Genomic DNA, 1,064 nt, shown 5'->3' with positions numbered 1-1,064 from the left:
AAGTAATGGTTTCAGTTTCAATAAACTACCCATAAATCCAGCTGCTCCACTTAATCTACCGTTTTTAACTAAGTATTTTAATGTATCTACTGCGATCCATATCATTGAGTTATCTCTTATAAATTCTAATCTAGTGATAACCTCATCCATTGATTTACCATCTTTAAGCATCTCTGCAGCATCTAAAATCATTCTGCTTTCAGGGAATGCGACACTTTTAGAATCGAAGATTGTGATTTTTATATCATCAATCATTTTAGCTGCTAACATAGCACCTTCAAATGTTCCACTTAAGTGTTTAGATAATGTAACTACTAATATTTCATCGAATCCTTTTGCTTTTAATTCTTCATATTGTTCCAAAATAACACCAGTTGCAGTTTGTGCTGTTGATGGAGTTAATTCAGGTTGTGCTTCTAACTTTGCGTAGAACTCATCTGCAGTAATATCTACAAAATCTGTATACTCATCTTCCCCAAATAATAACACTGAGCGAAGAACCTTAATATCGTGTGTATGATCAATATAATCTATACCCGAGTTCCCACATACTAATAAACCTACCTTTGACATAATAAACCTCCTATATTTTGAATTTCAAAGTATCATACAAAAAGTGTACTATTTTTTGTGTAAAAAGTCAAATAAATGGTTTATTTAAGGCTTTTTATATATGTATCCATCTTGAACGCAGCTTCTTTACCAGCACCCATTGCAAGAATTACAGTTGCTGCACCACTTACAATATCTCCACCAGCAAAAACTCCAGGAATACTTGTCATATGATCATCAACTTCAATACAACCCCATCTATTAGTTGCTAAGTTCTCAGTTGAGTCTTTTATGATAGGATTAGGACTTTGTCCAATTGAGATAATTACGCTATCAACATCGATATATTCAAAGGTCCCAGTTCCAACTGGTCTTCTTCTACCAGATGAATCCATTTCTCCTAACTCCATAACTTCACATTTAACTTTGTTTAATATGTAATTGTCTCCAATAAACTCTATTGGATTCATAAGAAGTTTAAAGACAACACCTTCTTCTTGAGCGTGATGTAT

Annotated in this window: 2 protein-coding genes; both read right to left on the bottom strand. The window is 33.2% G+C overall.

Annotated features, from left to right (window positions below; translation table 11 throughout):
* Positions 1–573: DegV family protein (locus AC2LE6_RS04210; protein WP_484478003.1), on the bottom strand; the 573-nt coding region annotated here is incomplete at its 3' end.
* Between the two features lie 80 nt (positions 574–653).
* Positions 654–1,064: FAD-dependent oxidoreductase (locus AC2LE6_RS04205; protein WP_484478002.1), on the bottom strand; the 411-nt coding region annotated here is incomplete at its 5' end.

It is taken from the genome of Candidatus Izemoplasma sp. (genome assembly GCF_982632705.1).
Note: the sequence above shows the minus strand (reverse complement) of the source record. Positions and strands in the feature narration are given on the sequence as shown.